Below are 23356 nucleotides of genomic sequence, written 5' to 3'. Positions count from 1 at the left end.
CAAATCATATTCCAGGGGGAAGCCCACGCCATGAACCGCCGTGAACTGATCGCCTCGACCGCCGCCGTCGGCGTGGTCGCCGCCTCCCCCGCCCTTGCCCGCCAGAGTACCGGAGCCTCGATGTCAAAACCCACGCCGCCCGTCGCCAAGAAGGTTCCCGTCCGCATTGAACAGTTGGGCCGCGTCCGCGTCGACGACTATCAGTGGATGAAGGACGACAACTGGCAGGCCGTGCTGCGCGATCCGTCGCTGATCAAGGCCGACGTCAAGGAGCATCTGACCGCCGAGAACGCCTATCGCGAGGCCATGATGGCCTCCACTCTGCCCCTGCAGGCGCAGATGTTCGAGGAGATGAAGGGCCGCATCAAGGAGGACGACAGCTCCGTCCCCGCTGCCGACGGGCCGTGGGAATACTACGTCCGCTACAACACCGGCGACCAGCATCCGCTCTATTGCCGCCGCCCACGCGGGAAAAAGGATGGCGAGATCATCCTGCTGGACTGCAACAAGCTGGCCGAGGGCAAGGCCTATTCGGAAGTCTCGGCGACCGAGCACAGCCCCGACCACGCCCTGTTCGGCTATGCCGAGGACGCCCAGGGATCCGAAGTCTACAAGATCTATGTGAAGGATCTGGCCACCGGCGAGGTGCTGCCCAACCCGATCGAATCGGCCAGCGCCAACTTCACCTTCTCGCCCGACAGCCAGTGGATCTTCTGGACCAACCGCGACGACAACGGCCGTCCGGACAAGATCTTCCGTCGCCCGGCGCGCGGAGGCGAAACCACGCTGGTCAATGAAGAAACCGACGAAGGCATGTTCCAGGGCGTCGGCCGCACCGCCGACGACGCCTTCATCGTCATCTCCATCGGCAACCAGGAAACGTCGGAAAGCCGCATCATCCCGGCTTCAAACCCCACCGCCGCGCCCGTAGTAGCCGAGCCGCGCCACGTCGGTCGCCTGTATGACCTGGACCACTGGGGCGACCGCTGGGTGATCCGCACCAACGCCGACGACGCCGTCGACTTCAAGGTCATGGAGGCGCCGACCTCTTCGCCCGGCAAGGCCAACTGGAAGGATCTGATCCCGCACACGCCCGGTCGCTTCATCGAGGGCGTAGCCTTGGTGAAGGACTACTTGGGCCGCCAGGAGCGCGCCGACGCCAACACCAAGATCGTCATCCGTGATCGCGCCGGCGCCGAGCATGAGATCGCCGTGGACGAGCCCGCCTACGCCCTGTCGCTGGGCGGGGCGTCGGAGTTCGACACCACGGTCATGCGCTATGGCTACAACTCGCCGTCCACGCCGACGTCCACCTATGACTACGATCTGAAAACGCGCGAGCGCACCTTGCGCAAGGTTCAGGAAATCCCCTCGGGCCACAATCCGGCGGACTATGTGGTCGAACGGCTGAACGCCCCGGCCTCTGACGGCGAACTGGTGCCAGTGACGGTCCTGCGCCGCAAGGACACGCCGGTCGACGGCTCGGCGCCGCTGCTGCTATACGGCTACGGCTCCTACGGCATCCCGATGGCGGCCAGTTTCGCAACCAACCGGCTGTCGCTGGTCGATCGCGGCTTCATCTACGCCATCGCCCACATCCGCGGCGGCTCGGACAAGGGCTGGAACTGGTTCCTGACCGCCCGGCGCTTCACCAAGAAGAACACCTTCACCGATTTCATCGCGGCCGCTGAACACCTGATCGCGCAAAACTACACCAAGGCCGGAAACATCGTCGCCGAAGGCCGATCCGCGGGCGGCCTCCTGATGGGCGCCGTCACCAATATGCGGCCGGACCTGTGGGCGGGCGTGATCGGCGGCGTGCCCTTCGTCGACGTCATCAACACCATGAGCGACACCAGCCTGCCCCTAACCCCGCCGGAATGGCCTGAATGGGGCAATCCGCTCGAGGATGCAGCCGCCTACGACTACATGCTGAGCTACAGCCCCTACGATCAGATCGAGGTCAAGCCCTACCCGGCCCTGCTGGCGACCGGCGGCCTGTCCGATCCGCGCGTCACCTATTGGGAGCCGGAGAAGTGGGTGGCCAAGCTGCGTCCGGCCTCGACCTCGGGCAAGCCGGTGCTCTTGAAGATCAACATGGAGGCGGGTCACTTCGCCTCGTCGGGCCGCTTCGACTATCTGAAGGACATCGCCCACGACTACGCCTTCGCCGTCTGGGCGGTCGAGAAAGGCTGGGAAAAGGCGTGATCGTCCGGCCGTTCGCGGAAGCCGACCTGGCGGCCGTAACGGACATCTACGCCGACAGCGTGCTGAACGGCACGGGGACGTTCGAACTGGACGTCCCCAGTGCTGATGAAATGCGAGCGCGCTTAGCCGCACCCGCAGCCCTAGGTCTGCCGGTTCTGGTCGCCGAAATCGACGGAGCGGTCGCGGGCTACGCCTATGCTGCGCCTTATCGCCTGCGCGCGGCCTATCGCTTCATGGTCGAGGACTCGATCTACGTCGCCGAAGCGTTTCGCGGACGGGGCGTCGGCAAGACGCTGCTGGACGCCCTGCTTAGGGCCTGCGAGGCCCTGGGAATGCGTCAGATGGTGGCGGTGATCGGCGACAGCGCCAACACCGGCTCCATCGCCCTGCATGAAGCGGCGGGCTTCGGCCACGTCGGCGCCTTCCGCGACGCCGGATGGAAGTTCCACGGCTGGCGCGACGTCGTCTTCATGCAGAAGGCGCTCGGCGGCGGCGGCGCGGCTCCACCCGACGTCGACGGCCTGGATTGCGGCCGCTAGAGTCTGAATTCGCAGATTTTTTAGCAAAAGCGCCACAATGCGCTTGACCGAAAGCGCGACGAACCGTATTCGCCCCTCCTCTCCTCCTCGCGGGGAGAGAAACGCGGGTGTAGCTCAGTTGGTTAGAGTGCCGGCCTGTCACGCCGGAGGTCGCGGGTTCGAGCCCCGTCACTCGCGCCACTCCTTCTCAGAAATGAGGGAGTGGCGCGCCACATTCTCAAAAACGAGTCATTGTCAGGTGAGGATCAGTAGATTCTTGCCCTGCTTACCTGTCTGCTGAAACCGCACGGCACTCGCGTCACTTCCAGGGCGATGCACGTCTAGCCTCGTTTCAGCGCCAACGCTTTGACAAAAAAAGCGGCGGGTCCATGAGACCCGCCGCCCTCAGTATTACGCTGAACGCACCCTAGAAACGGGCGCGAGCACCGACGTAGAAGTAACGACCGATGACGTCGTAGGTCGACGGGTCGGTCTGATACTGGAAACCGCTCGCATAGCGCGGCGGATCCTTATCGAACAGGTTATCAACCCCGCCGAAGAGCTCCAGCGTGTCGTTCACTGCCCAAGATGCGTTCAGGTAGAAGTAGCTGTAGGCGTCGATCTTGCCGATATCGCCCGCAGCCACATCAGCAGCATCATCGACAACGCTGCTGATATACGTCCAGCGCAGCGAAGCCGAGAAGTCTTCATACGCCCACGAGAAGCGCGTGTTGAACTTCCACTCCGGCAGCGTGGTTTCACCCGGCGTGCCGTCACCGATACCGCCAACGAAGCTGTCGCTCATCGGGCTAGCGGCGTCGGACTGGAACTGCTGGTTCTCGTACCAGGTGCCCTGGGTCGAGAAGCCAAGGCGTCCCAGCCAGGACGGCGCACCGTAGTCAGCCGGCGTGATGCTGTAGTTAAGCGCCATGTCGACACCCGAGGCCTTGAACGTGGCCAGGTTGGCGTTGGTGGCGGTGATGAAGCCGTTCAGTCCCGTGTTCGTCAGATAGCCCGTATCGGCATCACGATTCAGGTTCTGGCAGTAGACGTTCGAGTTGCTGAACGTCGGGTTGAAATCGGCGTTAAAGCAACGCGACAGCGATGTCGAGAAACCGATCGAGCTGATAACATCGTCGATCTGGATATCGAAGTAGTCAATCGTAGCCGTTAGACTGGAAGCCCAGCTCGGAACCGAAGACGGCGCGCGGAAGACGACACCGATCGTGGTAGAGTCAGCCGTCTCAGGGTTCAGGTTCTGATTACCACCAGAGAAGGTACGATACTGAGTACCAACGGAGTCCCAGGTCGCCGTGATCTGCGAGGACTGAGTCTGGCAGAGCGCCAGGACCTGAGATGCGTTGGCTCCCGTACGAGCCGCACTATCCTTATCGCAGGGATCGAGGTTGCCAGTGGTAACGCCCGGATAGCCTTCAGCCCGCGTGCTGAACAGTTCGCCTACCGACGGAGCACGCACAGCACGCTGTTGCAAGGCACGGAAACGCATCCAGTCGACAGGGGCCCATTCACCACCGTACTTCCAGGTCTCAGTCGCCTGCCCGATTGAGTAGTCCGACCAGCGGTAACCGCCTTCCAGACCCAGGTAATGGGCGAAGGGCTGTTCAGCCAGGATCGGCACTCGCAACTCGCCGAAGACTTCCCAGACATCATAGCCGCCCTGAACCGGACCAGCCGAGTTGCCGCCCAGCAGAGTGCCCGTCTGCACGCCTTCCGGCGGCAGGTCGTCATAGGCGATGTCACGATACTCGCCGCCGAACGCGAAGCTTACAGGCCCGGCAGGCAGAGTGAACAAATCGCCAGTGATGGAGGCCACGACGTTCTTCTGTTCGATTTCCGTCACGCCCACCTGACCCTTGGCGGCAATATAGTCAGCCTGATCGGGCGTGATGTTGTTGGCGCCGAACGGGTTCAACGGCACACAGGTCGTAGGCGTTCCCAGTTCGTTCGTACGACGCGCCAGTGCAAACGTCGTCACGCCTGCGCTGGTCAGAAGCGCCCTGACTTCAGGACTCAAAGTCGTGGTCGTAGCGACCGGGATCGAGAAGCCTGCGGGCGATTCAGCCAGCTGGTTACTGCTGTTGTAGGTGCTGAACAGCGCATCACCGTAGAATTGAATACGATCTGTCAGATCATACTTCATCTGCGTGTAGAAGTTAGTACGCTCATACGGCGACTGCAGCAGGTTCACCGGGTTGAAGTCGTAGAGGAACATCTCATCCGGATTCCAGCCGCCGGTGTTCGGTCCCGTGTAACCGAACGTCCCATCCCCGGTGCCGGCGATAAACAGCGAACCATCCGGGTTAAAGCCCAGACGCTGACCCGCATAGATGAGGTCAGGATCCGTCAGGCCACGCGCCGCGAAATAGCTCTGATACGTAGCCAGTTGTGCGGCGGTCGCGGACGGCGAGATCGAGAAGGTGCCATCACCCGTCGTACCCGAACCGTCGGGAACGCAAGAACCGTCATTATAGCAATATTGAGCCGTGCGAGAGATTTCGCGAGCGGTCTGCGGGATGCCATCACGCGTGTTGTGCGAGGCGGCAAAGGTCAAGTGACCTCGACCGTCGGCGAACGGGCCGCCAAGAACCAGGTTGTACTGGACTTCCTTGCCGTCATTCTCTTGCGAGATGCCGTACTGAGCCGAAACCTGAGCTCCCTCGAAGTCATCCTTCAGCAGGAAGTTGACTACACCCGAAACAGCGTCGGCGCCGTACACGGCCGAAGCGCCGCCGGTGATGATCTCGACACGGTCCATCAAGCCGGATGGTAGAATGGAAATGTCCACGGCGCCGCTCGCGGAACCCGGAACCAAACGACGGCCATTGACGAGGGTCAGGCCACGCGAAGTGCCGAGTTGACGCAGGTCAAGGAACGCCGCGCCGCCCGAAGACGGGTTGTTGTTCGTCTTGGTCAGGCTGGGCGACAACTGCGGCAACGCATTCAGGTAGGTTTCAATCGTCGCAGTGCCGATCTCCTCCAGTTGCTCAGCGCCGACCGTCACGATCGGACTGCTGCCCGTCGTGTCCCGCACACGGATACGCGAACCGGTGACGACAACGTCTGAAACCTGGCTCGCCTGCTCTTCACTGCTCGTATTCTGCGCCGCCGCAGGCGCTGCGAAACCAATCAGCGCCGCACCAGCTATCATCGTGGACGCAAGCAGCCGCTCACGTTTCATCTGGATCTTCAAGATAAATCCTCCTGTGTTGCGCTAGGCCCCCAACGACGCATTCCCGCCATCTGCCCGCGCGGCCGCTTCACTCCTCCCCCCGTTCAGGAGATTCGGAACGAATGACTGGAACTTTCATAACCGCCGCAATGACGCGAATTCTAGAATTATTACCGCTTCACAACAACTCCGCCCTATCAATGTCGCAAAATCGCCACGCCAATTTATCTCACGAACATAAACTTTCGAAAACAGACACATTATTGACCAGAAGGATCATTCGATGAGCTCCCTCACATCGGCAAACTCGGCTCTAAAAATCTGCGGTATGGCTGCAACGTTTATGCTCATTTTTCCAGAGACGGGGCACGGCCGCCCTCAAGAGCAGCTAGATCCCGTCGCTGAAATCACAGCCTGCAGATTGATCGCCGAAAGCACGCTTCGCCTTGCGTGCATGGATCGCGCAGCACACCTCCTAGTTCAAAGTCATGAACGCGGAGAGCTGACCATCATCAATCGCGCACAGGTTCACGAAGCACGCCGCAAACTCTTCGGCTTCAGCGGGGCCTTCCCACCCTTCTTCGGCGGAAACGATCAGGAAGAAGAAATTTCAGCGATTGAATCCACGCTGATACGTCTAACGCGCGACAGTGGCGGACGCTGGGTTTTTCAACTCGCAGATGGAAGCGAATGGAGACAAGTCGACAATGAATCGCCCCACCTTCGCGCTCAAACTGGCGCCCAGGTGCGGATCCGTCGCGCAGCTTTTGGGAGCTATATGCTGAATGTGGGCCACGCCCGCGCCATTAGAGTGAGAAGACAATGACATCACTTTTCAGCACCACAGCAGACATCTGAGTTTCGCCCCAAGCAAAGCTGTATACTGGCGACATAGCGCCGCATTAGGGCTGAGACTGACACTCCACAGTCATCCGGATCACGAAGGCTTGGTTCCACCGGGACCGGGGGGGGGGGGGGGCAAGGCCTGAAGGGAGCGAATGCGGAACCCTGCGAGGATGGGTAGTGAAAGCCCCCTACGATCTCAGCAAACGGCCTCTCTAAGAGGAAGACCATGATCCCCTACGTTCGCCAATTCGATTTCAGCTACGGACGAAGTGACCAAGTCTCGTCTCTGATCCAGCGCGTGATTGCGGACAATCCGGGACCGTTCACTTTCACGGGGACGGGCACCTACATCATCGGCAGGGACTGCCCAGGTGCAGAGGTGGCCGTCATCGATCCGGGCCCCCTCGACGCCTCACACCTAAACAGCCTGCTGAGCGCCGTTGCGGGTCGCAAAGTCAGCCATGTGCTGGTCACGCACACTCACCGTGATCACGCTCCGCTCGCTCGCCCATTCGCCGAGGCAGTGGGCGAACCGCCGATCCTTGCGGGACAACTGCCCATGCCGACGATCTCCGGTTCCGGCAGCGGCTTGGACGAGAATGAAGACTACGACTTCCGCCCTGACGTGCTCCTAGCCGGAGGCGAATGGATCGAGGGCGACGGGTGGACGCTGGAAGCCATGGCCACGCCTGGGCACGCCTCCAACCATATGGCCTTCGTGCTGCGACAGGAGAACGCCCTGTTCAGCGGCGATCATGTGATGGGTTGGTCGACCACAGTGGTGGCTCCGCCGGACGGCGATATGGCCGACTACATGAACAGCCTGGACGCCGTCCTGGCGCGCGGTTTCTCGACGATATGGCCGACGCACGGCCCGGCGATCACCCAGGTCGCTCCCTTCCTGAAGGCCTATCGCGACCACAGGCTGGAGCGTGAGGCCCAGATCATGGCTCGGCTCGCGTCAGGCGACCAGATGATCGCGGACATGGTGCCCACGCTATACGCCGCCGTCGATCCGCGACTGTGGCCCGCCGCCAGCCTTTCTGTGCTCGCCCATCTGATCAAGCTGGCGAAAGAGGGACGCGTCCAGGCATCCCCTCAGCCAGAGATGGCCGCGAGTTGGCGACTGACCGATCCAGCCCTCTAAGGCGTCAGCTCTGCGACGACGGCCTTGGCGAGACGACAAGCCTCATCCCCGACCTGAAGGCTGTCGCGCCCGGCGACGCGAACGTCGGTGCGGCCAGGACGGATTCGGACAGTGACGTCATGGGTCACGCCGAACCACGCGCCTTCCTTGCGCCCGTCCACACGGAAAGGCGCCGTGCCCAGAACCGTGAACCCCGCCTTTTCGAGCGCCCAGGCGGCGGTCTCCGGCGCGACCTGGGTCGGCGCGGGACTCAATCCTTCACACGCCTGAGGCCGAGTTTCGGGCACGCCCGCAAGGCGCCGTTCCGCCGCCAGAATACGCGCGAAGGCCGGCGGCTCCGATGGATCGGTCGCCACATCGCGCGGAGCATCGGTGAAACGGCGCTCCTGAACCAGATAGCCGCCCAGGGTCACGCCCGCGATCGCCAGGGCCGCTCCCGCAATCCCCAACAGTCGACGCTCGCGAAACGCCATCAGGCAGGCGGTCAGGGCGGCCGCCAAGCCCAGATAGGCCAGCACCCGCCCCGCTTTCAGGGCCAGCACGCCCAGACTGAAATCAGCGCTCCACACGCCCACCCGCGCGCCGCAGACCGCGACCAGCAACAACGTCGGCGCCAAAAGCGCAACGAGCAGCAACATCACGGCCAGAGACTGGCCCTTGGGGCATGTGGTCGACATGGCGTCCTCCGTCGCTGTCAGCCGGCGGCGGGCAGTTGGTAGTCCTTCATCCGCTCGCGCAGCGTCTTCTTATCGATCTTGCCGGTGGCGCCCAGAGGAATGTCATCGACGAAGACCACATCGTCCGGCATCCACCACTTGGCGATCTTGCCCTGCAGGAAGTCGAGGTGCTCTTGCTTGTCCTCGGCCTCGCCCTCCTTGAGCTTGACCAGCAGCACCGGCCGTTCGTCCCACTTGGGATGGGCCGCGCCGATGACGGCAGCCAGCGCGACCTTGGGATGGCCGACAGCGATGTTCTCGATGTCGATCGAGCTGATCCACTCTCCGCCCGACTTGATGACGTCCTTGGCGCGGTCAGTGATCTGCATGAAGCCGTGGGAATCGACGCTGGCGATATCGCCCGTGTCGAAGAAGCCTTCGTGATCCAGGATATCGCCGCCCTCGCCCTTGAAATAGGCGCCGGCGATGGTCGGTCCCTTGACCATGACCCGACCATAGGTCTTGCCGTCATGCGGCATGTCCTGGCCGCCGTAATTCTTGATCTTCAGCTCGACACCCAGCGGCGGCGTGCCCTGCTTCATGCGCCAGGCCATCTGCTGATCATAAGGCAGCGCCTTCAGCTCCGGCGTCAGATTGGCGATGGTGCCGATGGGCGAGGTCTCGGTCATGCCCCAGGCGTGAACCACCTCGACGCCGAACTTGTCCTGGAACCCGCGGATCAGAGCCTCGGGGCAAGCCGAACCGCCGATCAGCACCTTTCGCAGAGTCGAGAACTTCAGATTGTTCTCCACCATGTGACCGAACAGCCCCTGCCAGACCGTGGGCACGGCAGCCGAGAAGGTAACGCCCTCGGTCTCGATCAACTCATAAATGGAAGCGCCGTCCATCTTGGCGCCCGGCATGACCAGCTTGGAGCCCGCCGCCGGGCCGACGAAGGCGATGCCCCAGGCGTTGGCGTGGAACATCGGCACCACAGGCAGAATGACTTCGCTGGGCGTGCCGCCGACAACCGTCGCCTGCATCCCCAGCAGCGTATGGATGAAGTTGGAGCGGTGCGAATACAGCACGCCCTTCGGGTTGCCCGTCGTGCCTGAGGTGTAGCAGAGGCCGCAGGCCGTCTGCTCGTCGAACCCGCCCCAGGTCACGTCGCTCGACGATTGCTCCAGCACAGTCTCATAGGCCTCCGCCCTCGGCAGCTTGGCCTGCGGCATGTGGTCGGCGTCGGTCATGACGATGACGCGCTCAACCGTCGGACAATGCGGCAGAACGGCTTCCAGCAGCGGCACGAAGGTCAGATCGGTGAACAGGATCCGGTCTTCGGCGTGGTTGATGATGTAGGCCAACTGTTCCGGGAACAGGCGCGGGTTCAGGGTGTGGCATACGGCCCCGATCCCCATGATTCCGTACCAGGTCTCGATATGGTTGCCGGTGTTCCAGGCCAGTGTCGCGACGCGGTCGCCTGGCTTGATTTCCCAGGCCAGAAGAGCGTTCGACACGCGACGCGCCCGTTCATGGATAGCCGCGTAGTTGGTGCGAACGATCGGCCCCTCGACCGAACGCGTGACGACCTCACGCTCCCCGTGCCAGTTCTTCGCGTGATCGAGGATCTTGTCGACCGTCAACGGCCAGTCCTGCATCATACCCAGCATTCGGCGTCTTCCCTCGTCTATGCGCCTTGGTTGAAAGCGGCGCTTGCGCCCACGCTAAGACAGGTGAACAGCGACAAGCAACGTGACGCAAGGGAAGGCAGGCCGCGACAGATCGCCGTTTCAGCGCGCGATCAAGGCTTGCATCCGGCTGCATCCGGGTGAATGAGCCGCCCATGACCATACTGATCGCCATCACCGGCGGCTCGGGCTCCGGCAAGAGCACCCTGGCCGAAGCCCTGATTTCCTCGCTGCCGGAGGGCGTCGCCGCGCTGTTGCGCGAGGATTCCTACTATCTGGACGCGGCGTCCGTGCCGGGCTTTGACGCCGCGACGCATGACTTTGACGATGTCGCCGCTCGCGATCACGATCTGCTGATTTCCGATCTGACCGACCTCAAGGCCGGGCGCAGCGTGACCGCCCCCCTCTACTCCTTCATCCATCATGGACGCGAACCGGGCGGCGAACCGGTGCCGGCCGCCCAGGTCGTCGTCGTCGAAGGCACGCACCTGTTGTGCACGCCGGCCCTGACCGCCCTGTTCGACATTCGCGTTTTCGTCGACACCCCGGCGGATATCCGCTTCATTCGCCGGCTGCTGCGCGACCAGACGGAGCGTGGACGAACGGCGGAATCGGTCATCCATCAGTACCTCGCCACCGTCCGCCCCGGTCACGAACGCCTGACGGAACCCTCGCGGGTTCATGCCGATTTCATTGTCGCAGACGCCACCGCCGCCGTACGTCTGGAAGACCCTCAGGCCGTCGTGCGTCTGGCCGCGCCCGTGCTGGCTCACCCTCTGCTCGAGCCCTGGCTGAAGTAACGGGCCTCGTTGAGCGTATTAACCGTGATCGTTGCAATCGTGGCAAATTAAAGGCAATATCACCGTCTAACGGCTGGTGACAATCCGATGACCGTCTCGGTCCATGTCCTCGACGACCCTCGACGCGACGCCCTTGTGCGCCAGGCTCGTCTGCACTTTGTCGAAGAAGGCTACGCCGGCACCAAGATGGAGCCGATCGCCCGCGAAGCGGGCGTATCGACGGCGACCCTCTACGCCATGTTCGAAAACAAGGCGGCGCTGTTCGCGGCGGTGATCGATGAAGCATCCGCCGATTTCGCTGAACGCATGGCCAAGGTGAAAACCTGCAGCGGCCCGGCGCAGCCGAGATTGAACAGCTTCCTGACCGCTTACGCCGACTTCATCAGCGACCCGTTCGTCAGGGCCATCTTTCGCCTGGTTATGACCGAGCGGCGCCGCTTCGAGAGCTTGGCGACCACCTTTTATGAGCAAGCCAAGCACGACTTCGGCACAGTACTGGTCTCGGCCCTGGCCGAAATGGCCGCCAAGGGCGAGTTGAATCTCCACAAGCCTTCGTGGGCCGCCAGCCAGTTGATGGGCATGGTGGAGCACCCACTGTTCTTTGTGCCGACAGTGACCGGGGACCAGGTTCTGCCTACCCGATCTCCCGCCGCCATCGCCGAAGACGCCGTGGAGACCTTTCTGGCCCGCTACGCCGCCTGAGCCGCTTCAAAACCGCCTAGGGCCACAGACGACTGCGGCGCCAGGGCTGATCTTCCATCGCCCGATCAAAGCGCAGGCGGTCGTGCAGGCGGAAAGGACGATCGCGCCAAAACTCGATCTGTACGGGCTTGACCCGCCAGCCGGTCCAGCGATCCGGGCGAGGCACCTCCTGACCGTCAAAGCGCGCGGTCTGTTCCGTCACCCGCCGTTCCAGCGTCGCCCGGTCCGCCAGAGGGCGCGACTGATCCGACACCCAGGCGCCGATTCGGCTTTCGCGCGCCCGGCTGGCGAAATAGGCGTCGGCCTCTTCCACGCTGACCGGCTCTACCGAGCCGCGAACACGCACCTGGCGGCGCAGGCTTTTCCAGTGGAACAGCAGGGCGGCGCTGGGGCTGGACCACAATTGACCGCCCTTGGCGCTTTCCTGATTGGAGAAGAAGGTGAAGCCCCGCGTATCGACATCCTTCAGCAACACCATCCGCACGTCAGGATGACCGTCGACATCGACCGTAGCCAGGGCCATCGCGTTGGGGTCGTTGGGTTCTGATGCTCGCGCATCCTCCAGCCACTCCACGAACAGGGCGATAGGCTCGTCCCGGTCGAACAGGCTTTCATCCGCGTTCGCCTCGAGCTGGGCGGCATAGTCTTCGCGAGACGGGCTGGGGGGGATCGCTGACTGGGTCATGCTGGACCTATAGTCCCGCTCGCGGTTCGCGTCACATGGCGTTCGTTCAATCCTGCGTCAGCTTTGCAAATAAGGTTAACCCTGTCTTGACCATGTGGCCCGCACAGTGGCCGCCATGCGCGCAGACAGCCTCTCCTTCATGGACGCTCGGCGCCTGCTCGGCCTCAACGGCCCCGCAGGGCCGCAGGCTCTGGCGGCCGCCTTCCGCATCGCGATCAAGGCCTCTCGCCCGGATCAGCCCGGCGGCGACGCCGAACGGTTCCGGCGCGTGATCGCCGCCTATCGCCTGTTGCAAACCGAAACGCGCGCCCTGCCTGCACCACGCAGAGATTCCGGGGCTCCAGGCGTCCACACTGCGCGCACCGCCTCTCCTCCGCCGCCCCTGATCGTGCTGACGCCGATGCAGGCGCTCACCGGAGGCAGCGTGATCGTCAATGCCTGGGGACGGAGCCTGCTGATCCACGTTCCTCCAGGCGTGAGGACCGCCGACCGCATTCGCCTGAAAGGCCGCCCTGCCCTGCTGCGCGTCTTGATCCGACCGGCCGACGGCTTGTCCGTTCTGGGAGCGGATCTCTTCATGGATTGGCCCATCGCGCCGCGTCTGATGCGGGACGGCGGACGGATCGAGATCGACACGCACGCCGGACCACAAGCCGCCTGGCTGGTGCCGGACATGGTCGAACCGGTGCGACTGCGCCTTCCCGGCCTCGGCCTGCCCGCGCGGGGCAAGCGGGCCGCCGGCGACCTGTTCGTCAAGCTGGTTCCTTCTGACGACCTGCCTTCGGCCGCCGAGGATATGCTGCTTCGCTTCACTCGGGTCTGGACGCCGGAGCGGATGGCGGCTTAAGCCTCGCCATCATGTCGCACAACACCTTCGGCCACCTGTTCCGCGTCACCACCTGGGGCGAAAGCCACGGCCCCGCCATCGGCTGCGTCGTCGACGGCTGTCCGCCGTTGATCCCGCTAACTGAAGCCGATATCCAGCCCTGGCTGGATTTGCGCAAGCCCGGCGGCAGCCGCTTCGTCACTCAGCGACAGGAGGCCGATCAGGTCCGTATCCTGTCAGGCGTCTATGATGACGGCGACGGCCCGGTCACGACCGGAACCCCGATCAGCCTGATGATCGAGAACACCGACCAGCGATCCAAGGATTACGGCGAGATCGCCCGCGCCTTCCGTCCAGGCCACGCCGATTACGCCTATCAGGCCAAATACGGCGTGCGCGATCATCGCGGAGGCGGCCGGTCATCGGCGCGCGAGACGGCCAGTCGCGTAGCGGCGGGCGCGGTGGCCCGCAAAGCCCTTGGCCCGGATGTGCGGATTCGCGCAGGCGTGGTCCAACTGGGCCCGCACAGAATCCCAGATGAGGCGGTCGACTTCGACGCCGTCTACGACAACGCCCTGTTCGCCGCCTCGACCGAGGTCGTGCCTGTGTGGGAGCGGTATCTGGACGGCGTGCGCAAGGCGGGCTCGTCCATCGGAGCCGTCGTCGCGCTGGAAGTCACGGGCGTCCCGGCCGGATGGGGCGCGCCCCTCTACGCCAAGCTGGATGCGGAACTCGCCGCGGGCCTGATGTCCATCAACGCCGTGAAGGGCGTCGAGATCGGCGCGGGCTTCGGCGCCGCCGAACTGTCGGGCGAGGATAACGCTGACGAAATGCGGCTGGGCGACGACGGCCAGCCTGTCTTCCTGTCGAACAAGGCGGGCGGCGTCCTTGGGGGCATCTCCACCGGCCAGCCGCTGACGGCGCGCGTGGCGTTCAAGCCGACCTCCTCAATCCTGACTCTGCGCCAGACGATCAACCGCGACGGCGATGAGGTCGACCTGCGCACCAAGGGACGTCATGACCCCTGCGTCGCCCTGCGCGGCGTCCCGGTGGTCGAGGCCATGGCCGCCATCGTCCTGGCCGACGCCATGCTGCGCCACCGAGCTCAGATGGGCTGAGGCCATCAGGAACAATAACAGTTGCGAATAAGGGCGCGCGATCCTATCTAGGTTTCAAGCATTTCTCGGAGACCGAACCATGATCGACGTCAGACCTTTCAACACCCTCGGCGGCGCCAACCACGGCTGGCTGAACGCCAAACACCACTTCTCGTTCGCCAACTACTATGATCCCAAGCGGATGGGCTGGGGCCGCCTGCGCGTCTGGAACGATGATGAAATCGGCGCCCGGTCGGGCTTTCCGCCTCACCCGCACGCCGACATGGAGATCATCACCTACGTCCGCACCGGGGCCATCACCCACGAGGACTCCATGGGCAACAAGGGCCGTACAGGCGCGGGCGACGTTCAGGTGATGAGCGCGGGTACAGGCGTGCGTCACTCCGAGTTCAATCTCGAGAATGAAACGACCACCCTGTTCCAGATCTGGATCGAGACCGACAAACCGGGCGCTCAACCGTCCTGGGGCCAGCGTGAGTTTCCCAAGAACGATCGCTCGGGCCGCTTCACCGTCGTCGCCTCGGGCGATCCGTCGGACGAAGCCTTGTCGATCAACGCCGACGCCAAGATCCTGGCTGCCACGCTGAAGGCGGGCGAAAGCCTTTCCTATGACCTGGCCGCCGGTCGCCGCGCCTATCTGGTCCCCGCAGTCGGGCAAGTCGAGGTCAACGGGACCACGCTGAACGCTCGCGACGGCGCCGGCATCGTCGACGAGTCGACCATCACCATCATGGCCAAGCAGGATGCCGAACTGGTCATGGTCGACAGCCTGTAAGTCTACGCTGATCGAAAGATCACAGGGGGCGTTCGAAAGAGCGCCCCCTTTCTTTTTGCGCGCTGACAGAAGGCAGGCGGCGCGGCAGACTGTCGTCATGATCCAGCGCCTTACCGCCCTCGCCTTCTGTCTGTCCGGCGCCTTGATGCTTCAGGGCTGTGTCGCAGGCGCCGTCGTCGGCGCAGGAGCCGCCGTCGTCGGCGGCGCGGCCAAGGTGACGGGTGCCGCCGTCGGCGCAGGTTTCGACGCGGTCACAACCTCGGACGAAGAAACAAAGGCCAAGCGCGAGCGCGAACAACGCGAGTATGAACGCGAACAGCGCCGCTGCGAACAAAGGCAGCGGCAGGGCAAGGACTGCTAAGTCCCCTTCGCTTCAAGGCGTTTCGCCGACACTCCATTGAATCTCTCTCCGCCGCCTGCTAACCGCCTCAGCTCGCAGAAGGAGATTTATGCGCAGAGCCCTCAACTAGGCCCGCCCACGCGGGATTTTCCTGCGCCTGATCGGGCGCAGTCTCTGTTTGCATATCTATCTGCGGAAAACTCATGCCACACATGGACACGATCATTCGTGCCTATAGCCCTTCGACCGACACGGCCTCGCTGTCGGACATCTGGCTTCAAGCCTCGATTCTCGCCCACGCCTTCATCGGCGAGGACCGCCTGCTCGAACAGCAGGGCCTGATCGAGAGCCAATACCTGCCCAGCGCGGAAACCTGGGTCGCTTGCCGTGGAGGCCGACCCGTCGGCTTCATCAGCCTGATCGACAGCTTCATCGGCGGCCTGTTCGTCGCCCCCGACCAACAGGGTCACGGGATCGGACGCGCGCTGGTCGCGCACGCCCTTTCACTGAAAGGGACGCTGATGCTGGAAGTCTATACGGACAATGATCAGGCGATGCGCTTTTACGAAGCCCTCGGCTTCCGCGAGCAATCGCGGCGAGCGACGGACGATTCAGGCCTGCCGTTCGAAAACGCCCAGATGCTTCTGGCGGCCTAAGACCATCCCGGCAGGGCGGTTCGCCGCCCTGCCCTCGCCCTACCGCACCCCGATGTACTTGTGCGTCTGAACGCTGAGCCGCCATTGCGGGTGGGTCAGACAATATTCAATGGCGGCGGCGGTGTTGGCGGCCTGGTCGGGGCCGTCCATGGGCTGCAGCCAGAAATGCTGGAAGTCGAGGCTCTCGAATCGATCCGGCATAGCCAGGGGCTGCGGATAGACCAGCTTCAGCTCCTGTCCTGAGGTCTGAACCACGGGGGCGTCGGCCTTGGGGCTGATGCAGATCCAGTCGATTCCCTCGGGCGCGACCAAGGTGCCGTTGGATTCGATCGCGATCTCGAACCCGCGCGCATGCAGGGCGTCGATCAACAGCGTATCCAGTTGCATCAGCGGCTCGCCGCCCGTGCAGACCACCAGCTTCGGATCGCCTTCGCGACCGCGCCACATCCCCGCGACATGGTCAGCCATCAGGTCGGCCGTCTTGAACTTGCCGCCGCCGTCGCCATTCACCCCGACGAAATCCGTGTCGCAGAAGGTGCAGATCGCCGTTGCACGGTCGCGCTCCAGCCCGCTCCACAGATTGCATCCGGCAAAGCGCAGGAAGACCGCGGGGCGGCCCGCCTGTCCGCCCTCGCCCTGCACCGTCAGGAAGACTTCCTTGGCCGAATAGGTCATGCGGCCGCCCATTGCGCATAGCCCGCCGCGCGCAGTTCGCAGGCCGGACAGGCCCCGCAGCCATAACCCCAGACATGGCGATGCGTCCGGTCGCCCAGATAGCAGGTGTGGCTGAACTCGATGATGGCCTTGACCAGAACCCGGCCGCCGATCTGGTCCGCCAACTCCCAGGTCTGGGCCTTGGTCAGGAACATCAGCGGCGTCTCGACCGGCACGGACTTGTCCAGACCCAGGGACAGGGCGCGGGCCGTGGCCTGGATCGTGTCGTTGCGGCAGTCGGGATAGCCGGAGTAGTCGGTCTCGCACATGCCGCCGATCAGGACTTCCAGCCCGCGCCTGTCGGCCAGGGCCGCCGCCGCGACCAGGAAGATCAGATTGCGCCCCGGCACGAAGGTGTTCGGCAGGCCGCGCGCGTCCGCCTCGATGGCGCGCTCGGTCGTCATCGCCGTCTCGCCGATGGCGCCGAAGCCCGTCAGATCGACCACGTGATCGTCGCCCAGGCGGTCGGCCCACTGCGGCAAGGCCTTAACCAGTTCCTCGCGAACGGACTGGCGAGCCTGCATCTCGACCGCATGACGCTGGCCGTAGTCGAAGCCAACGGTCTCCACCCGATCAAAACGCTCCAGCGCCCAGGCCAGGCAGGTGGCGCTGTCCTGCCCGCCGGAAAAAAGAACAAGAGCTGTTTTTTCAGAGTGTTGCACGATTGCGCTCATGACAAGCCTGCGGTCGGCCCGCAGGCCGCGCGCATTCGAAAAAAGGAACCAGGGTCGGATAGATGGGACGTCGCCCCCTATACGCCAGAGCGACGGGCTCGGCAAAGGACGCGAGATTGACAATAAACAAGGCGGCTTAACCCTTCTGCAAAAGATTCTCTGAGATTGTAAAAGAACCTCAGTAGGAGCCGGCCGAATGCCGACGATTGAAGTGCTGACTGACCGCGTGGAGCCGGTGGCGAAAACCGCCATGACCGGCGACATTCTCGCGCGGTTCCAGCGCGAACCGGACACCTTGGTGATACCGGTCGTCGACGGCGATCGCCCTATCGGCCTGATTGAGCGCGGAGACTTCCTGCTGAAGCTGGCCGGCCCGCTGGGTCAGAGCCTGTACGGCGCCCGCGAGGTCGTCCATGTGATGGACCCGGAACCGGCCGTGATCGAATCCGGCGTTCGGGTGGACGCCTTTTCCTCCATCATCCTGAAGAGCGGTCCCGGCGCCTTGATGCGCGGCTTCATCGTCACGCATGGCGGAGCCTATCGCGGCGTCGGCACGGCCGTAGCCCTGCTGCGCGCCATCAATGAAGACCAGCGTCACGAGAACCAGCGCCTGGTCGAGCAGCTCCGCTCCTCCGACGCGGCCGAGCGCGCGCTCCAGACCGCGGCGCGGGACAAAAGCCGCTTCATGAGCCTGCTGAACCGCGAACTCAGCACCTCCATGAACGGGGTGCTGGCCGTGGCCGAGCTGCTGCATCGCCAGCCGCTGAACGAGGCCGCCAAGGCCCATGCCCGGACCATCATGGATTCCGCCGAGGACATGCTGGACAGCCTGCGCTACGCCCTCGACCTGGCGCGCGCCGAGGCGGGCGAACTGCAGATCAGCGCAACCGCCACCCCTCTGCGCACCCTGATGGATGAGTTGCAGAGCCATTGGTCGCCGCGCGCGGCTCAGGACGGCGTCACCCTGATGGTCGGCTATGAAGGCGACACGGAACTGGCGGCCATGGTCGACGCAGATCGCCTGCGCCAGGTGTTCAACAACCTGATCGGCAACGCCCTGAGCTTTGCCCGCCACGGCATGGTCGAGGCCAGCCTCAAGGCCCACGCCTATGGCGACCGCGTGCAGATCGAGGCTCGCATCCGCGATGACGGTCCCGCTGACGAAAGCCGCACCAGCGGCCTGCTAAATCCTTCGGCGCCAGACGCCGGACTGGGCCTGGCGATCAGCCGACGCCTGATCGAATGCATGGACGGTCGCATCTGGGCCGAGAACAATGCGGGGCGCGGCGCTACCTTCGCCTTCGACCTGTCCGCGCCGATCGCCTTCATCGAGCGTGACGAACCGACCAACGTCGCCGATCTGGACAGCTTTCATCTTCAGGCGCGTCCGCATGTGCTGATCGCAGACGACAACGCCACCAACCGCGTGGTGGCCCAGGCCCTGTGCGAGATGTTCGGCTGCACCTCCGAGACCGTCGAAGATGGTCAGGAAGCGGTTGAAGCCGTCGAGTCGCGCCCCTTCGACCTGATCCTGATGGACATCAAGATGCCGCGTCTCGACGGCGTCGGCGCGACACGCGCCATTCGCGCCCTCGACGGCCCTCAGCGTGACATTCCGATCATCGCCCTGACCGCCAACGCCGACCCGGACGACGCCAAGGCCTATCTGGCCGCCGGCATGGCAGCCGTGGTGGAGAAGCCCATCAAGCCGGAACGCCTGCGCCTGGCCATGAACACCGCGCTGGAACCGGCGAACGCCGCCCCTGCGCGGGCGCGAGACGTCGCCTAAAGGCGATCAAGCCGTCGCCGGCTCGCCCAGCATTTCTTCATCGTCCTCGTCATAGCCGACAAGACGCAAGGCGCGCGCCTTCACCCCCGTCAGCTCCGCCCAGCGCAGCAGGCCTTCCTCGCGCCCGTGTGTGATCCAGATTTCTTCCGGCGCCAGCTCTTCAAAGGTCTGGATCAGTTCGGGCCAGTCCGCATGATCCGAAATGACCAGGGGCAGCTCCACGCCCCTTTGACGCGCTCGCGCCCTCACGCCCATCCACCCGGAGGCGAAGGCGGTCACCGGATCAGCGAACCGGCGCGCCCAGCGGTCCTGAATGGCCGAAGGCGGCGCAATCACCACCTCGCCGCCCAAGGCCCCCGCCTTCAGCCCCGTGGCGAGAGCGAGCGATCCCAGGTCGATCCCTTCGTTCTGATAAAGGCGGTTCAGACGCTCAAGCGCGCCGTGAACATGAATGGTCCGATCCCAGCCCGCCTCGCGTAGCAGGCGGATCACCCGCTGCGCCTTGCCCAAGGCGTAGGCCCCGACCAGGTGGGCGCGTTCAGGAAACTGCGCCAGAGAATGAACCAGGCGCGCGATCTCCTCCACGTCCGAAGGATGAACAAAGACCGGCAGACCGAACGTCGCCTCCGAAATGAACACATGACAGCGAACCGGCTCGAACGGCAGGCAGGTCGGATCGCGTCGCCGCTTGTAGTCGCCAGACACCACCATGATCAGGCCGTCTCGCTCGATGACGGCCTGAGCCGAGCCCAGCACATGCCCGGCGGGGGCAAAGCGCACCGCCACGCCGTTGATCGTCGTCGTCTCTCCGTAAGCGGCGGGCTGAGCCCATCCGGCGAAGTCGGGTCCGTATCGTTCGGCCATGATGGCCAGTGTCTCGGGCGTCGCCAATACAGCGCCGTGCCCCGGCCGCGCGTGATCAGAATGGCCATGCGTGATCACCGCCCGATCCACCGGACGCACGGGATCCACATAGAAATCGCCAATCGGGCAGTAGAGACCGGCTGGCGCGGGCCTCAGAAGATCTTGAGGTCGGATCATCAATCTATCCGCTCGCTGGACAAGGACGCCCCTGACGGGCGACCAAGACGAGACGCAACACAGGACGCCTCGATGACGGATTCGTTCCTAGAGACTCTATTGCCGCAACTCGCATCCGGCGCGGCGCACACCCACGCCCTAGGCTTCGCTTTCGAAGGCCTGGACGGAGATCGCGTTCGCATTCGCGTTCCCTATCGGGATGATCTGATCGGCGATCCCGAGACCGGCGTCCTGGCCGGCGGCCTCGTCACCACCCTGCTGGACCACGTCGGCGGTCTGGCCGTCTGGGTGGGGCTGGGAACATTTCGGCCCGTGGCGACGCTCGATCTTCGCGTCGACTATATGCGCGCCGCAGCGCCCGGTCGCGATCTGCTGGCCGAGGCGCGGTGCTATCGCCTGACGCGCAATCTCGCCTTCGTGCGCGCCTGGGCCTTCGAAGATGATCCGACCGATCCCGTCGCCGCCGCCCAGTCCGCCTATATGGTCAGCGCGGAAGGCGATCACCGCCCCGGCGCAAACCTGAAATCCAGGACCGTCGCATGACCGCCTCCCTGCTCGACAGCCTGCCCTACGCCCGCTTCCTGGGCCTTCAAACTCAGATGAACGGCGACGAGATCACCGTCGTCATGCCGTTCGCCGACAAATTGATCGGCAACCCGATGCTGCCGGCTCTGCACGGCGGCTCAACCGCGGCCCTGCTGGAGATGACGGCCATGGCCCAGGTCTCTCTCACCTATCCAAGGTTGCGATTGCCGCGCCCGATCAACGTCACCGTGGCCTATCTTCGTTCGGGTCGCCCGATCGACGTCTACGCACGCGCCAGAATCAACAAGGCCGGACGCCGCGTCGCCCATGTGGTCGCCGAAGCGTGGCAGGACGCCCGGCAAGACCCGATAGCCTCTCTTACCGCCCACTTCCTGCTGGACCCGGAAAGTGAAGGCTCCTGACGAGCGATGGAGCGACAACGTCAATTGTAAATTTTGTAAAGAAGGCCCTGTTCAAATTAGTTAATACGCGTTAACCTTTTCTCGTTGTTCTTTTCAACGAGGGGTTAAGTCATGGATCGCAACGAAGTCATCGCCGGTGTCGCCGGCGAACTGCACGCCACCGAAAAAGCGCTGGATGACGCCATCGCCCACGCCGCGACCCTGGTTCAGACCATGATCGGCGCACGCTCGGCTCTGTCGCTCTCCGCCGTCGCCGCAGCAGGCTCCCAGACCAAGGCCATGGAAGCCATCGCCGCTCTCAGCACCGCTCGTGAAGCCCTGATCGCGTGCCACGCCGAACTCGAGAAGGACCATCGTCGTCTCGGCTACGGCACCTACGCCCTGGGTCCGCTCGACAAGCCCAATGAATGGGATAGCCGCCCCATGGGCAGCCAGGAGCGTCACCTGCGCGTGGCGTGAATTCGGCGTAATATTACGTATCAGCTATCCGGCTTCAAACTAGGTTGGTGTAGCTTGGCCCCCATCGTTTTAGAGGCGATGGGGGCCTTTCGTTGTTTGATTTCATCGCAGGCTACATAGGCGCCGCGAGCGTCCTGCTCGTGTGCTTTTTTGCGCTGACAAAGGGAGGCCATCCAGAGCGGATAGGCGCGATCGTCGTTCTATGCGGGTGGTTCCTTTCGATATTGGCTCAACGCTATTTGGGTTATGTCGCCACCCAATGGCCGGTACTGCTGATCGACCTGATCGCCTTGGCGGCTTTTGTGGCTCTAGCTTGGAAAGCTCCCCGGACTTGGCCCGTGTGGGCCAGCGCTTTCCAACTCCTATCCGTCGCCAGCCATGTCATGGTTCTCATGAAATTACGGCCTGAGATTTCCGCCTTCTACACAGTCGTCAACATGGCGGGATACGGCATCATCATCGCCTTGGGCGTTGGAACCTTTTTCGCCTGGCAAGAGCGTCGTGCGGCAGGCGTAGAAATTTCATAGGTAGATATTCCTATTTCATCCAAGTAGACTGACGCCTCGAGTTTCTTGGAACGTGCGCCATTGCCTTTGTCCCACGCCCAAATTTGGAAGGCCATCGACGCTCTGGCGCGACGAGAGGGCGTTTCGGCCTCGGGTCTGGCGCGACGCGCTGGCTTGGACGCCACCAGCTTCAATCCCTCCAAGCGGCTAGGGCCCGGCCAGCCTCCTCGCCCTCGCTGGCCTTCGACAGAAAGCCTGATGCGCGTGCTTCAGGCGAGCGGTCTAAGTCTGGGCGAGTTCGCCGCCCTTGCGGATGACGCCGCGCCGCACCCTCGCGCCATACCGCTTCTGGGCCTCGCTCGCGCGGGTGACGAAGGCTTCTTCGACGACGCCGGCCTGCCTATGGCGGAAGGCTGGGATCAGACCGAACTGCCTGCCCACAAAGACAGTCTGTTCAGTCTGACTATCGACGGCGACTCCATGGAGCCGGTATATCGGCCAGGCGACCGGGTCATCGTCGACCTGGACGCTACAGAGGTCCGGCGCGGCGACCGAGTGGTGGTTCGCACGGCGGAGGGCGAGACCCTGGCCAAGGAAATCGCCGCCCTGAATGGTCGCGAAGTCGTTCTGGCTTCGGTCAATCCGCACTATGAGCCGCGCATCCTGCCGCGCGGCCAGATCCGGTGGATGGCCCGCATCCTGTGGGTCAGCCAATAACAGCAGAAGGCCGCCCCTTTCGGGACGGCCCTCGCATTTGATCGACGCGGGGGAGAAATCCGCCGATCAGTTCGGCGCCACGTAACGAGCGTTGACCCAGCCGCCGCCGGCGATCTGCACCCACTCGCCCTGGGAGCCCGTGGCCGTGAAGGGCTGACCGGCCGACAGACTGCCGGCTTGACGATATTGCGTGCCCGGGCCCGAACGGATGCGCAGGTTGGACGTGGCGCGGTACATGTTGGCGTTAGACTGGGCCGCAGCGCGCGTGCGCTGCTGGTTGCAGCCGATATAGGAGCCGGCCGCAGCGCCGGCACCCGCGCCGACCACGGCGCCCAGGGCGCGCTCATTCTTCGA

Annotated in this window: 25 protein-coding genes and 1 tRNA gene; 18 read left to right on the top strand and 8 right to left on the bottom strand. The window is 63.8% G+C overall.

What is annotated here, in order from left to right; translation table 11 throughout:
* The first annotated feature begins 30 nt into the window (after nt 1-30).
* The 3 genes from BDIM_RS18420 to BDIM_RS06635 all read left to right on the top strand — a co-directional run bounded on the left by BDIM_RS18420 (nt 31) and on the right by BDIM_RS06635 (nt 2927).
* On the top strand, nt 31-2208 hold the full coding sequence (locus BDIM_RS18420; protein WP_003164797.1) for a S9 family peptidase: 2178 nt from the start codon (nt 31-33) through the stop codon (nt 2206-2208).
* The gene (locus BDIM_RS18415; protein WP_003164796.1) at nt 2205-2747 is read left to right on the top strand and encodes a GNAT family N-acetyltransferase; all 543 of its coding nucleotides are present in this window, start codon (nt 2205-2207) and stop codon (nt 2745-2747) included. The genes BDIM_RS18420 and BDIM_RS18415 overlap by 4 nt, the downstream gene beginning before the upstream one ends.
* Before the next feature lie 103 nt (nt 2748-2850).
* Nucleotides 2851-2927 (top strand) — tRNA-Asp (locus BDIM_RS06635).
* 226 nt (nt 2928-3153) lie between these two features.
* On the opposite strand, the gene BDIM_RS06630 is transcribed toward BDIM_RS06635, so the two are convergent.
* Nucleotides 3154-5937 (bottom strand): TonB-dependent receptor plug domain-containing protein, encoded by a 2784-nt coding sequence (locus BDIM_RS06630; RefSeq protein ID WP_003164795.1) that lies wholly within the window; start codon nt 5935-5937, stop codon nt 3154-3156.
* Between the two features lie 262 nt (nt 5938-6199).
* On the opposite strand from BDIM_RS06630, the gene BDIM_RS17455 reads away from it, so the two are divergent.
* On the top strand, nt 6200-6742 hold the full coding sequence (locus BDIM_RS17455) for a hypothetical protein (RefSeq protein ID WP_143255488.1): 543 nt from the start codon (nt 6200-6202) through the stop codon (nt 6740-6742).
* A 246-nt stretch (nt 6743-6988) separates the two neighbouring features.
* On the top strand, nt 6989-7909 hold the full coding sequence (locus BDIM_RS06625) for an MBL fold metallo-hydrolase (protein WP_003164794.1): 921 nt from the start codon (nt 6989-6991) through the stop codon (nt 7907-7909).
* On the opposite strand, the gene BDIM_RS06620 is transcribed toward BDIM_RS06625, so the two are convergent.
* Entirely contained in the window at nt 7906-8586 is a 681-nt protein-coding gene (locus BDIM_RS06620) for a DUF1499 domain-containing protein (protein WP_003164793.1), read from the bottom strand. The genes BDIM_RS06625 and BDIM_RS06620 overlap by 4 nt on opposite strands.
* 17 nt (nt 8587-8603) lie before the next feature.
* Nucleotides 8604-10235, bottom strand: a complete 1632-nt coding sequence (locus BDIM_RS06615; protein WP_003164792.1) for a long-chain-fatty-acid--CoA ligase — start codon at nt 10233-10235, stop codon at nt 8604-8606.
* Nucleotides 10236-10408: 173 nt separating this feature from the next.
* On the opposite strand from BDIM_RS06615, the gene udk reads away from it, so the two are divergent.
* Both udk and BDIM_RS06605 read left to right on the top strand, forming a co-directional pair.
* Nucleotides 10409-11053 carry a uridine kinase gene (udk, locus tag BDIM_RS06610; RefSeq protein ID WP_040345313.1) on the top strand — a complete coding sequence of 215 codons (645 nt, stop codon included), beginning with the start codon at nt 10409-10411 and terminating at the stop codon, nt 11051-11053.
* An 87-nt stretch (nt 11054-11140) separates the two neighbouring features.
* A complete protein-coding gene (locus tag BDIM_RS06605) occupies nt 11141-11755 on the top strand; it encodes a TetR/AcrR family transcriptional regulator (RefSeq protein WP_003164790.1) in 615 nt (204 codons plus the stop codon).
* 16 nt (nt 11756-11771) lie between these two features.
* Here BDIM_RS06605 and pdxH read toward each other — a convergent pair whose 3' ends face one another.
* Nucleotides 11772-12440 (bottom strand): pyridoxamine 5'-phosphate oxidase, encoded by a 669-nt coding sequence (gene pdxH, locus BDIM_RS06600; protein WP_003164789.1) that lies wholly within the window; start codon nt 12438-12440, stop codon nt 11772-11774.
* Between the two features lie 115 nt (nt 12441-12555).
* Between pdxH and BDIM_RS06595 the strand changes: the two genes are divergently transcribed.
* The 5 genes from BDIM_RS06595 (at nt 12556) to BDIM_RS06575 (ending at nt 16155) form a co-directional block, all read left to right on the top strand.
* Complete coding sequence (locus BDIM_RS06595) at nt 12556-13287, top strand: molecular chaperone DnaJ (RefSeq protein ID WP_040346642.1); 732 nt, start codon at nt 12556-12558, stop codon at nt 13285-13287.
* 11 nt (nt 13288-13298) lie between these two features.
* Nucleotides 13299-14384, top strand: coding sequence for a chorismate synthase (aroC, locus tag BDIM_RS06590; protein ID WP_003164787.1), 1086 nt, complete (start codon nt 13299-13301; stop codon nt 14382-14384).
* A 79-nt stretch (nt 14385-14463) separates the two neighbouring features.
* Entirely contained in the window at nt 14464-15159 is a 696-nt protein-coding gene (locus BDIM_RS06585) for a pirin family protein (protein WP_003164786.1), read from the top strand.
* 97 nt (nt 15160-15256) lie between these two features.
* Entirely contained in the window at nt 15257-15520 is a 264-nt protein-coding gene (locus BDIM_RS06580) for a hypothetical protein (RefSeq protein WP_040345311.1), read from the top strand.
* A gap of 191 nt (nt 15521-15711) precedes the next feature.
* On the top strand, nt 15712-16155 hold the full coding sequence (locus BDIM_RS06575) for a GNAT family N-acetyltransferase (protein ID WP_003164783.1): 444 nt from the start codon (nt 15712-15714) through the stop codon (nt 16153-16155).
* Between the two features lie 39 nt (nt 16156-16194).
* Here BDIM_RS06575 and queE read toward each other — a convergent pair whose 3' ends face one another.
* Nucleotides 16195-16830 (bottom strand): 7-carboxy-7-deazaguanine synthase, encoded by a 636-nt coding sequence (gene queE, locus BDIM_RS06570; protein ID WP_003164782.1) that lies wholly within the window; start codon nt 16828-16830, stop codon nt 16195-16197.
* Entirely contained in the window at nt 16827-17534 is a 708-nt protein-coding gene (gene queC, locus BDIM_RS06565) for a 7-cyano-7-deazaguanine synthase QueC (protein ID WP_371125986.1), read from the bottom strand. Before queC ends, queE begins: the two co-directional genes overlap by 4 nt.
* Before the next feature lie 205 nt (nt 17535-17739).
* Between queC and BDIM_RS06560 the strand changes: the two genes are divergently transcribed.
* The gene (locus BDIM_RS06560; RefSeq protein ID WP_003164780.1) at nt 17740-19332 is read left to right on the top strand and encodes a response regulator; all 1593 of its coding nucleotides are present in this window, start codon (nt 17740-17742) and stop codon (nt 19330-19332) included.
* A 6-nt stretch (nt 19333-19338) separates the two neighbouring features.
* Here the strand turns inward: BDIM_RS06560 and BDIM_RS06555 are convergent, their stop codons facing one another.
* Nucleotides 19339-20373 (bottom strand): ligase-associated DNA damage response exonuclease, encoded by a 1035-nt coding sequence (locus BDIM_RS06555; RefSeq protein WP_040345304.1) that lies wholly within the window; start codon nt 20371-20373, stop codon nt 19339-19341.
* 72 nt (nt 20374-20445) lie between these two features.
* Here BDIM_RS06555 and BDIM_RS06550 point away from each other — a divergent pair, with 72 nt between their 5' ends.
* The 5 genes from BDIM_RS06550 (at nt 20446) to BDIM_RS06530 (ending at nt 23002) form a co-directional block, all read left to right on the top strand.
* Entirely contained in the window at nt 20446-20916 is a 471-nt protein-coding gene (locus BDIM_RS06550) for a PaaI family thioesterase (protein WP_003164778.1), read from the top strand.
* Nucleotides 20913-21320 carry a PaaI family thioesterase gene (locus BDIM_RS06545; RefSeq protein WP_003164777.1) on the top strand — a complete coding sequence of 136 codons (408 nt, stop codon included), beginning with the start codon at nt 20913-20915 and terminating at the stop codon, nt 21318-21320. The genes BDIM_RS06550 and BDIM_RS06545 overlap by 4 nt, the downstream gene beginning before the upstream one ends.
* A 111-nt stretch (nt 21321-21431) precedes the next feature.
* Nucleotides 21432-21779 (top strand): hypothetical protein, encoded by a 348-nt coding sequence (locus tag BDIM_RS06540; RefSeq protein WP_003164776.1) that lies wholly within the window; start codon nt 21432-21434, stop codon nt 21777-21779.
* Between the two features lie 92 nt (nt 21780-21871).
* The gene (locus tag BDIM_RS06535) at nt 21872-22306 is read left to right on the top strand and encodes a hypothetical protein (RefSeq protein WP_040345301.1); all 435 of its coding nucleotides are present in this window, start codon (nt 21872-21874) and stop codon (nt 22304-22306) included.
* Nucleotides 22307-22543: 237 nt separating this feature from the next.
* Complete coding sequence (locus tag BDIM_RS06530) at nt 22544-23002, top strand: S24 family peptidase (RefSeq protein ID WP_003164774.1); 459 nt, start codon at nt 22544-22546, stop codon at nt 23000-23002.
* A 66-nt stretch (nt 23003-23068) separates the two neighbouring features.
* On the opposite strand, the gene BDIM_RS06525 is transcribed toward BDIM_RS06530, so the two are convergent.
* On the bottom strand, nt 23069-23356 hold a 288-nt coding region (locus tag BDIM_RS06525; protein ID WP_040345297.1), incomplete at its 5' end, for an SH3 domain-containing protein.

The sequence above is a fragment of the Brevundimonas diminuta ATCC 11568 genome, assembly GCF_000204035.1.
In the GTDB taxonomy this organism is placed as follows: Bacteria; Pseudomonadota; Alphaproteobacteria; order Caulobacterales; family Caulobacteraceae; genus Brevundimonas; species Brevundimonas diminuta.
Note: the sequence above shows the minus strand (reverse complement) of the source record. Positions and strands in the feature narration are given on the sequence as shown.

Excerpts from the sequence above, each read along its gene's own strand:
- BDIM_RS18420 (WP_003164797.1), top strand. The coding sequence starts at position 31 with ATGAACCGCCGTGAACTGATCGCCTCGACCGCCGCCGTCGGCGTGGTC.
- BDIM_RS17455 (WP_143255488.1), top strand. The coding sequence starts at position 6,200 with ATGAGCTCCCTCACATCGGCAAACTCGGCTCTAAAAATCTGCGGTATG.
- BDIM_RS06625 (WP_003164794.1), top strand. The coding sequence starts at position 6,989 with ATGATCCCCTACGTTCGCCAATTCGATTTCAGCTACGGACGAAGTGAC.
- BDIM_RS06620 (WP_003164793.1), bottom strand. The coding sequence starts at position 8,586 with ATGTCGACCACATGCCCCAAGGGCCAGTCTCTGGCCGTGATGTTGCTG.
- BDIM_RS06615 (WP_003164792.1), bottom strand. The coding sequence starts at position 10,235 with ATGCTGGGTATGATGCAGGACTGGCCGTTGACGGTCGACAAGATCCTC.
- udk (WP_040345313.1), top strand. The coding sequence starts at position 10,409 with ATGACCATACTGATCGCCATCACCGGCGGCTCGGGCTCCGGCAAGAGC.
- BDIM_RS06605 (WP_003164790.1), top strand. The coding sequence starts at position 11,141 with ATGACCGTCTCGGTCCATGTCCTCGACGACCCTCGACGCGACGCCCTT.
- pdxH (WP_003164789.1), bottom strand. The coding sequence starts at position 12,440 with ATGACCCAGTCAGCGATCCCCCCCAGCCCGTCTCGCGAAGACTATGCC.
- BDIM_RS06595 (WP_040346642.1), top strand. The coding sequence starts at position 12,556 with ATGCGCGCAGACAGCCTCTCCTTCATGGACGCTCGGCGCCTGCTCGGC.
- aroC (WP_003164787.1), top strand. The coding sequence starts at position 13,299 with ATGTCGCACAACACCTTCGGCCACCTGTTCCGCGTCACCACCTGGGGC.
- BDIM_RS06585 (WP_003164786.1), top strand. The coding sequence starts at position 14,464 with ATGATCGACGTCAGACCTTTCAACACCCTCGGCGGCGCCAACCACGGC.
- BDIM_RS06580 (WP_040345311.1), top strand. The coding sequence starts at position 15,257 with ATGATCCAGCGCCTTACCGCCCTCGCCTTCTGTCTGTCCGGCGCCTTG.
- BDIM_RS06575 (WP_003164783.1), top strand. The coding sequence starts at position 15,712 with ATGGACACGATCATTCGTGCCTATAGCCCTTCGACCGACACGGCCTCG.
- queE (WP_003164782.1), bottom strand. The coding sequence starts at position 16,830 with ATGACCTATTCGGCCAAGGAAGTCTTCCTGACGGTGCAGGGCGAGGGC.
- BDIM_RS06560 (WP_003164780.1), top strand. The coding sequence starts at position 17,740 with ATGCCGACGATTGAAGTGCTGACTGACCGCGTGGAGCCGGTGGCGAAA.
- BDIM_RS06555 (WP_040345304.1), bottom strand. The coding sequence starts at position 20,373 with ATGATCCGACCTCAAGATCTTCTGAGGCCCGCGCCAGCCGGTCTCTAC.
- BDIM_RS06550 (WP_003164778.1), top strand. The coding sequence starts at position 20,446 with ATGACGGATTCGTTCCTAGAGACTCTATTGCCGCAACTCGCATCCGGC.
- BDIM_RS06545 (WP_003164777.1), top strand. The coding sequence starts at position 20,913 with ATGACCGCCTCCCTGCTCGACAGCCTGCCCTACGCCCGCTTCCTGGGC.
- BDIM_RS06540 (WP_003164776.1), top strand. The coding sequence starts at position 21,432 with ATGGATCGCAACGAAGTCATCGCCGGTGTCGCCGGCGAACTGCACGCC.
- BDIM_RS06530 (WP_003164774.1), top strand. The coding sequence starts at position 22,544 with ATGCGCGTGCTTCAGGCGAGCGGTCTAAGTCTGGGCGAGTTCGCCGCC.